Origin of the sequence: Burkholderia sp. Ac-20379 (genome assembly GCF_017104645.1) — a bacterium.
In the GTDB taxonomy this organism is placed as follows: Bacteria; Pseudomonadota; Gammaproteobacteria; order Burkholderiales; family Burkholderiaceae; genus Burkholderia.
In genome coordinates this window covers 1-7,196 of record NZ_JAAGPF010000359.1, presented here as the reverse complement: position 1 = coordinate 7,196, position 7,196 = coordinate 1, and the positions used below count along the sequence as shown (strand labels likewise).

At 69.0% G+C, this 7,196-nt stretch carries 7 protein-coding genes and 1 pseudogene; 4 read left to right on the top strand and 4 right to left on the bottom strand.

The window, feature by feature from the left end; genetic code table 11:
* The 4 genes and pseudogenes from G3N92_RS28855 to G3N92_RS28840 all read right to left on the bottom strand — a co-directional run.
* Positions 1 to 442, bottom strand: a pseudogene (locus G3N92_RS28855) (TolC family protein); the annotation flags it as partial.
* 14 nt (positions 443 to 456) lie between these two features.
* Entirely contained in the window at positions 457 to 2,037 is a 1,581-nt protein-coding gene (locus tag G3N92_RS28850; protein ID WP_206130985.1) for a DHA2 family efflux MFS transporter permease subunit, read from the bottom strand.
* Entirely contained in the window at positions 2,034 to 3,110 is a 1,077-nt protein-coding gene (locus G3N92_RS28845; protein WP_206130984.1) for an HlyD family secretion protein, read from the bottom strand. Before G3N92_RS28845 ends, G3N92_RS28850 begins: the two co-directional genes overlap by 4 nt.
* Positions 3,111 to 3,358: 248 nt before the next feature.
* Positions 3,359 to 3,928, bottom strand: coding sequence for an XRE family transcriptional regulator (locus G3N92_RS28840; RefSeq protein ID WP_206130983.1), 570 nt, complete (start codon positions 3,926 to 3,928; stop codon positions 3,359 to 3,361).
* Between the two features lie 36 nt (positions 3,929 to 3,964).
* Here G3N92_RS28840 and G3N92_RS28835 point away from each other — a divergent pair, with 36 nt between their 5' ends.
* From G3N92_RS28835 to otnK, 4 genes are all read left to right on the top strand, one after another.
* Positions 3,965 to 4,489, top strand: coding sequence for a GNAT family N-acetyltransferase (locus G3N92_RS28835; RefSeq protein WP_206130982.1), 525 nt, complete (start codon positions 3,965 to 3,967; stop codon positions 4,487 to 4,489).
* Between the two features lie 274 nt (positions 4,490 to 4,763).
* Positions 4,764 to 5,468 carry a FadR/GntR family transcriptional regulator gene (locus G3N92_RS28830; protein WP_206130981.1) on the top strand — a complete coding sequence of 235 codons (705 nt, stop codon included), beginning with the start codon at positions 4,764 to 4,766 and terminating at the stop codon, positions 5,466 to 5,468.
* 48 nt (positions 5,469 to 5,516) lie between these two features.
* Positions 5,517 to 6,407, top strand: a complete 891-nt coding sequence (ltnD, locus tag G3N92_RS28825) for an L-threonate dehydrogenase (RefSeq protein WP_206130980.1) — start codon at positions 5,517 to 5,519, stop codon at positions 6,405 to 6,407.
* Between the two features lie 14 nt (positions 6,408 to 6,421).
* A partial coding sequence (gene otnK / locus G3N92_RS28820; protein ID WP_206130979.1) for a 3-oxo-tetronate kinase occupies positions 6,422 to 7,196 on the top strand: 775 nt, incomplete at its 3' end.

Genomic DNA, 7,196 nt, shown 5'->3' with positions numbered 1-7,196 from the left:
CGAGCGTCAGGTTGCGCGAATAGCCGGGCGACTGGCTGACGATGGTGCCGATCGGGCTGACCAGCGATTGATGCTCGCGCACGATGCTGCCGTCGAGGCTGCCCTGCGGCAGCCAGGCGGTGGCCGCCTCGCCGGCCGCCGCGCGCGCCTGCACGACGCGCGCCTGGGCCGCGGCCAGATCGAGGTTCTGCGCGAGCACGCGCTCGACGATGCGCGTGAGCACCGGATCGTCGAAGCCGGTCCACCAGCGCGCGAGGTCGGCCGTGCTGTCGCCGGACACCGCCGCCAGCGCGTCGCCCGCGTGGTAATGCTCGGCCACCGCAACCTCGGGCCGGCGGTAGTCGGGGCCGACCATGCAGCCCGCCAGCAACAGGGCGGCCAGCAGCGCAGGAGCCAGCGCGGGCGGCAGCACGCGGCGGCCGGTACGGATGAGATGCGTCATTGTCGATTCCCTGTTCAGTGTCCTGCGTCGCTCGGCTGCTGTTGCGGCGGCGGCGCCACCTTGCGCAGCAGCGGCACCAGCACCACGGCGATCGCGAACGCCACGCCCACGGCGAGGAACGCGTCGGCGTAGGCCATCGTCGAAGCCTCGCGATAAGCCAGCCCGCGCAGTTGCAGCAGCGTCGCGCCGGCCGCGTGGGCCGTATCGCCGAACGCCTGGCCGAAGCGCGCCTGGGTGCCGTCGAGCAGCGTCTGCATGGCGGCGTTGCCGCTCGTCAGCGTGCTGGCGATCCGTTCGAAGTGAAAGTTGATGCGGTTGTTGAGGATCGCGCCGCAGATCGCGATGCCCACCGCGCCGCCGAGGTTGCGCATCATGTTGAACAGCCCGCTCGCATATTTGACGCGCGCCATCGGCAGGCTGCCGAGCCCGAGCGTGACGGCCGGCGCCACCGCCGGCACCTGCGCGATGCCGCGGATCACCTGCGGCCAGAACAGTTGATCGCCGCCCCAGTCGCTCGTGATCTGCGCGAAACTCAGCATCGACAGGCCGAACATCGCGAGCGCGCCCATCAGGATGTAGCGCGTGTCGAAGCGCTTCGCGAGCACCATGTACAGCGGCACGCCGAGCAGGCCGCCGAGGCCGGTCGCGCACACCACGGTGCCGGTCTGCAGCGCCGAGTAGCCGCGCACGTAGCCGAGGAACAGCGGCATCAGGTAGATCGTGCTGAAGATGCCGATGCCGGTGATGAACGACAGGATGCAGCCCACCGTGAAGTTGCGGTTCAGGAACGCGCGCAGGTCCACCACCGGCTTGTCGTAGCTGAGGCTGCGCCATACGAACAGCAGCCCGGCGATGCCCGAGATCCAGGCCGCGTGGCGGATGTCGGCGTCGTCGAACCAGTTCCAGCGCGAGCCTTCCTCGAGCACGTATTCGAGCAGGCCGAGGAACACCGCCATCAGCGCGATGCCGAGGTAGTCGGCGTCCTTGAGCAGCGTGTGATCGGGCTCGTCGATGTCCACCAGCGTCGCCACGCCGAGCGCCACCAGCAGGCCCGGCACCACGTTGATGTAGAAGATCCAGCGCCACGACATCACGTCGGTGATCCAGCCGCCGATCACCGGCCCGAGCGCGGGCGCGACCGAGGCGATGGTGCCGATCACGGCCGCCGACATGGCGCGGCGCGGGCCGCTGAAATAGTGGAACGACGAGGTGAACACGGTCGGGATCATCGACGCGCCGAGCATGCCCTGCAGCGCGCGGAACACGATCATGCTGCCGATGCTCCAGGCCATCCCGCACAACATGCTGGCGATGGTGAAGCCGATCGCCGACGCCACGAACAGCCAGCGCGTCGAGAACACGCGCGTGAGCCAGCCCGACAGCGGAATCGTGATGATCTCGGCGATCAGGTAGGCGGTTTGCAGCCAGCCGATCTGGTCCTGGCCGGCCGACAAACCGCCGCCGATGTCCTGCAGCGAGGCGGCCACCACCTGGATGTCGAGCAGCGCGACGAACATCCCCACGCACATGATCGCGAACGGCAGGACGGGCGGATCGGCCGGCGCGGCGGCCGCGCCCCGGGCGGCGGCGTTCATTGCGGCTCCGCGCGCGTGTCGACGGTCGCCACCACCGACAGCCCGGCGCGCAGCGCGCCGACCGCGCCCGCGTCCCGATCGAGCGCGATGCGCACCGGCACGCGCTGCACGATCTTCGTGAAGTTGCCGGTGGCGTTCTGCGCCGGGATCACGCTGAACACCGCGCCGGTGGCGGGCGCGAGGCTGGCCACGTGGCCTTCGATCTTCAGGCCGGTGTTGACGTCGGCCTCGATCTCAACCTTTTGGCCCGGCCGCATGTGGCGGATCTGGTCTTCCTTGAAGTTCGCGTCGACCCACAGGCCCTTGGCGGGCACCAGCGACATCAGTTGCGTGCCGGCCGCCACGAACGTGCCGGGATGCGCCGAGCGGTTGCCCACATAGCCGTCGACGGGCGCGAGCAGCGTGGTGTAGCCCGTGTTCAGCTTGGCGTTGCGCATCGCGGCTTCGGCCTGCTCGATGCGCGCCTGCGCCTCCACCTTCTGCGCCTCGATCACGCCGAGCTGGCGGCGCTGCGCGTTGACCGCCGCCGACGAGGCGCGCACCTTGGCGCGGGCCTGGTCGAGCGAGGTTTGCGCGCGCTGCGAATCCTGCTGCGTGCCCGAATGCGATTCGGCGAGGTTCGCGTAGCGCTGCGCGTCGCGGGCGGCGAACTGCTGCGCGGCCTGATCGACGTCGGCCTGCGCCTGCGCCTGGGCGATGTCGGCCTCGATCAGCGCGTGCTGCGCGTCGAGCCGCGTCAGCGCGGCCTTGGCGGCGTCCACCTCGGCCTGCGCCGCATCGAGCCGCGCCGTGAAATCGGCCGGGTCGAGCTCGATCAGCGGCTGGCCGGCGTGCACCAGCGCGTTGTCCTCCACCAGCACGCGCGCCACGTAACCCGACACGCGCGGCGAGATCACCGTGACGTTGCCGCCCACGTAGGCGTCGTCGGTCGATTCGTAGAAGCGCGCGCTGAGCCACCAGTAGATGCCGTAGCCCACTGCCCCGATCAGCACAATCGTCAGGATCGCGAAAGGAATGATCCGGCGCTTGCGCGGTGCCGCGGCCTCGCCGGCGGCGGCGTTGTTGTCTTGCATGTTGACTCCTGTAATCGGGGAAGCCGGCCGGGGCCGCGCACGCGGATGCGCACGGCCCCGGCCGGTAGCGAGTGGCGGGCGTCGTCATTACATGACGATCATCATGCAACATGATATGACGTACATCATTTAATAAGCAAGCACGAAAACGCACCGCCCTGACGGGCGCGTGGGCATTCAATCGTGGGAGGAATTCAGGTGCGGCCGGGGCGGCGCCCGGCCGGCGAAGCGCGGCGGCGCGTTATGCCTTATGCCTTGCGCACCAGCACCACGGCGTATTTGCAGTTCGCGGCGCTGTCGTTGCGGAACACGCAATCGCTCGGCGGCCCGATTTCCAGGCAATCGCCGGCGTGCAACTCGTGGCGCTCGCCGCCCTCGACGAACACCAGCGTGCCGTCGAGCACCCAGATCAGTTGCTGCACCTGCCGATAAGCCGAGGCCGGCATCGGAATGTCCGCGCCGGGCGGCAGATCGATTTCGACGAGGTTCAGCGGCGACGCCGATTTCGGCGATACATGGCGGCGCACGTAGCCGCTTTGCGGATCGAGCCATACCGGCTGATCGTCCACGCGCAGCAGGCGGCCCTCCTCCAGCTCGGCCAGCGCCAGCAGCGCCGACATGCTCAGGTCGAACGCGCCGGCCAGCTTGGCCAGCGAGGTGGCCGTCGGGCTGCTTTCGCCGCGCTCGATCTTGTGGATCATCGCGCGCGACACGCCCGATTTCTCGGCCAGATCCGTGAGCGACCAGTTGCGGCCCTCGCGCTCGGCGCGGATTCGCGCGCCGATACGTTGATCGATGTCGTCTACTATGGTGTACACTCGTTTTAATTTAGTGGACAGCCCAAGGAGGCTGGCATGGAAATCCGCGACGCGAACCTGCAGGACATCGAAGGTATCACGGCCATCTATAACGACGCGGTGCTCAATACGCTGGCGATCTGGAACGAGACGCCTGTGGACACGGCGAACCGCACGGCCTGGCTCGGCGACCGGCGCCGCGCCGGCTACCCGGTGCTGGTGGCGGTGGACGACGCGCAGCAGGTGATCGGCTACGCCTCGTTCGGCGACTGGCGCGCCTTCGACGGTTTCCGCGAGACGGTCGAGCATTCGATCTACGTGCGCAGCGACCAGCGCGGCAAGGGCATCGGCCCGCAACTGATGACGGCGCTGATCGAACGCGCCCGCGCGCTCGGCAAGCACGTGATGGTGGCCGGCATCGAGGCCGGCAATACCGGCTCGATCCGTCTGCACGAGAAGCTCGGTTTCACGCACACCGGCACGCTGACGCAGGTGGGGATGAAGTTCGGCAAGTGGCTCGATCTGGCCTTCCTGCAGTTGACGCTCGACAGCCGCCCGACGCCCGGCGCGCCGCGCGACTGAAGCCGGCGAACGCGGCGCCCGCCGCGTTGTCCGCCTCACGAATGGCCGCCTCGACGGCCATTTTTTACGCCCGAACATCTCCGCGCACGACCGTGCGGCAACGCTGCCATCGCACGGCGTCCGTTCCCCTCTCCAGCCTGCGTCTTTCTTCCGAAAGCCTTGCCCGGCAAGGTTTTCCATCGTCACCACCGGCATTCACCGGGTATTCCCGGATGCCGCCCTTCGCGCAAAAATTTGTATGATGACCACATAACCTGACAAACCCGGCACGTTCATGTTCGAAAAAATCCCGGCCCGCGCGATGAGCGACACGGTCGCGCAGCAACTGCTCAAGCAGATCGAGATCGGCAGCTTCGCAGCCACCGGCAAGCTGCCGACGGAATCGGTGCTGGCGCAGGAATTCGGCGTGAGCCGCACGGTGATCCGCGAGGCGATCTCGCGCCTGAAGAACGAAGGCGTGGTGGAGCCGCGCCAGGGCAGCGGCGTGTTCATCTCGCAGCACGGCGCGATCCGGCCGCTGCGCATCGATTACGCCGAAGCGGTCGAATCGGGCTCGCTGGCCCACCTGCTGGCGGTGCGCCGCGCGATCGAGGCCGAAGTGGCCGCCGAGGCCGCCAAGTGCCGCACCGACGCCGACATGGTTCGCATCGACGCCGCGCTCGCGAGCATCGACATCGCCGTGGCCGAAGGCCGCGACGGCGTGGCGGAAGACATCGCGTTCCACCGCACGATCGCCGCCGTCACCGGCAATCCGTACTTCCTCAAGACGCTGAGCTTCCTGAACCAGTACCTCGAAGCCGGCGTGGTCGTCACGCGCCGCAACGAAGCGACGCGCGAGGATTTCTCGCGTCAGGTGCGCGAGGAACACGCTGCCATCGTCGACGCGATCCGCGCCGGCGACGCGCTCGCCGCCAGCAACGCGGCGCGCACCCACATGGTCAATGCCGCGCGGCGTCTCGCGCAGGCCGGCATTCGCTGATTTCCGCCCGGCCCGGCCGGGCGCTTCCCGTTCCTACGAAGGTTCACCATGTCACGACAAATAGGCGTCATCGGTCTCGGCGCGATGGGCTTGGGCGTTGCCCGCTCGCTGCTGCGCGCCGGCTTCGCGGTTCACGCTTGCGACGTGCGCGAGCAGGTGCTCGCCGATTTCGCGGCCGAAGGCGGCCAGCGCTGCGCCAGCCCGGCCGAGCTGGGTGCGCAGTGCGAGGTGGTGGTCACGCTGGTGGTCAACGCCGCGCAAACCGAAACGGTGCTGTTCGGCGAGCACGGCGCGGTGCCGGCCATGCGCGCCGGCTCGGTGGTGATCTCGAGCGCCACCGTCTCGCCCGAATTCGCCGTGCAACTGGGCGCACGCGTCGAGGCGGCCGGGCTGCTGATGCTCGATGCGCCCGTGTCGGGCGGCGCCGCGCGCGCGGCCTCCGGCGAAATGACGATGATGACGTCCGGCCCCGCCGCCGCCTACGCGGCCTGCGAGGACGTGCTGGCCGCCATCTCGGGCAAGGTCTACCGGCTCGGCCATGAATACGGCGCCGGCTCGAAGGTCAAGATCATCAACCAGCTGCTGGCCGGCGTGCATATCGCCGCAGCGGCCGAGGCGATGGCGCTGGGCTTGCGCGAAGGCGTCGATCCGGACGCGCTGTACGAGGTCATCACGCACAGCGCCGGCAACTCGTGGATGTTCGAGAACCGCGTGCCGCACATCCTGAACGGCGACTACACGCCGCTGTCGGCCGTCGACATCTTCGTCAAGGATCTCGGCCTCGTGCTCGACACCGCGCGCCGCAGCAAATTCCCGCTGCCGCTGTCGGCCACCGCGCACCAGATGTTCATGAGCGCGTCGAGCGCCGGCCACGGCGGCGAGGACGATTCCGCCGTGATCAAGACCTTCCCCGGCATCACGCTGCCGGGCGCCCGTTGACGGAACCCATCGCCATGACCGCTTTCCAAGCCCCCGCGCGGCCGCTGCTCGGCTGCATCGCCGACGATTTCACGGGCGCCACCGATCTCGCCAACATGCTCGTCAAGAGCGGCATGCGCACGGTGCAGACGATCGGCGTGCCCGCCGCCGGCACGCAGCTCGACGCCGACGCGATCATCGTCGCGCTGAAGTCGCGCACGATCCCGGCCGCCGACGCCGTCGCGCAATCGCTCGAGGCGCTCGCCTGGCTGCGTGCGCAAGGCTGCCGCCAGTTCTATTTCAAGTACTGCTCGACGTTCGATTCGACCGACGCCGGCAACATCGGCCCGGTGGCCGACGCGCTGGCCAAGGCGCTCGGCGCGGAGGATCAACTCGCGATCGCCTGCCCGGCGTTTCCCGAAAACGGCCGCACGATCTATCGCGGCCACCTGTTCGTCGGCGACGGCCTGCTCAACGAATCGGGCATGGAAAACCATCCGCTCACGCCGATGAAGGACGCGAACCTGGTGCGCGTGCTGCAGGCGCAAACGCCGTCGAAGGTGGGCATGGTGCGCTACGACACCATCGCACGCGGCGCGCAGGCGGTGCGCGACGCGTTCGCCACGCTGCGCGCCGACGGCGTGCGCTTCGCGATCACCGATGCGCTGTCCGACGCCGATCTGCACGTGGTGGGCGAAGCCTGCGCCGATCACGCGCTGGTGACGGGCGGCTCGGGCATCGCGCTCGGCCTGCCCGCCAACTTCCGCCGCGCGGGCCTGCTGCCCGAACGCGGCGACGCGGCCGCGCTGC

Coding starts and splice junctions, on each gene's coding strand:
- G3N92_RS28830 (WP_206130981.1), top strand. CDS start 4,764: ATGTTCGAAAAAATCCCGGCCCGCGCGATGAGCGACACGGTCGCGCAG.
- G3N92_RS28835 (WP_206130982.1), top strand. CDS start 3,965: ATGGAAATCCGCGACGCGAACCTGCAGGACATCGAAGGTATCACGGCC.
- G3N92_RS28845 (WP_206130984.1), bottom strand. CDS start 3,110: ATGCAAGACAACAACGCCGCCGCCGGCGAGGCCGCGGCACCGCGCAAG.
- ltnD (WP_206130980.1), top strand. CDS start 5,517: ATGTCACGACAAATAGGCGTCATCGGTCTCGGCGCGATGGGCTTGGGC.
- G3N92_RS28850 (WP_206130985.1), bottom strand. CDS start 2,037: ATGAACGCCGCCGCCCGGGGCGCGGCCGCCGCGCCGGCCGATCCGCCC.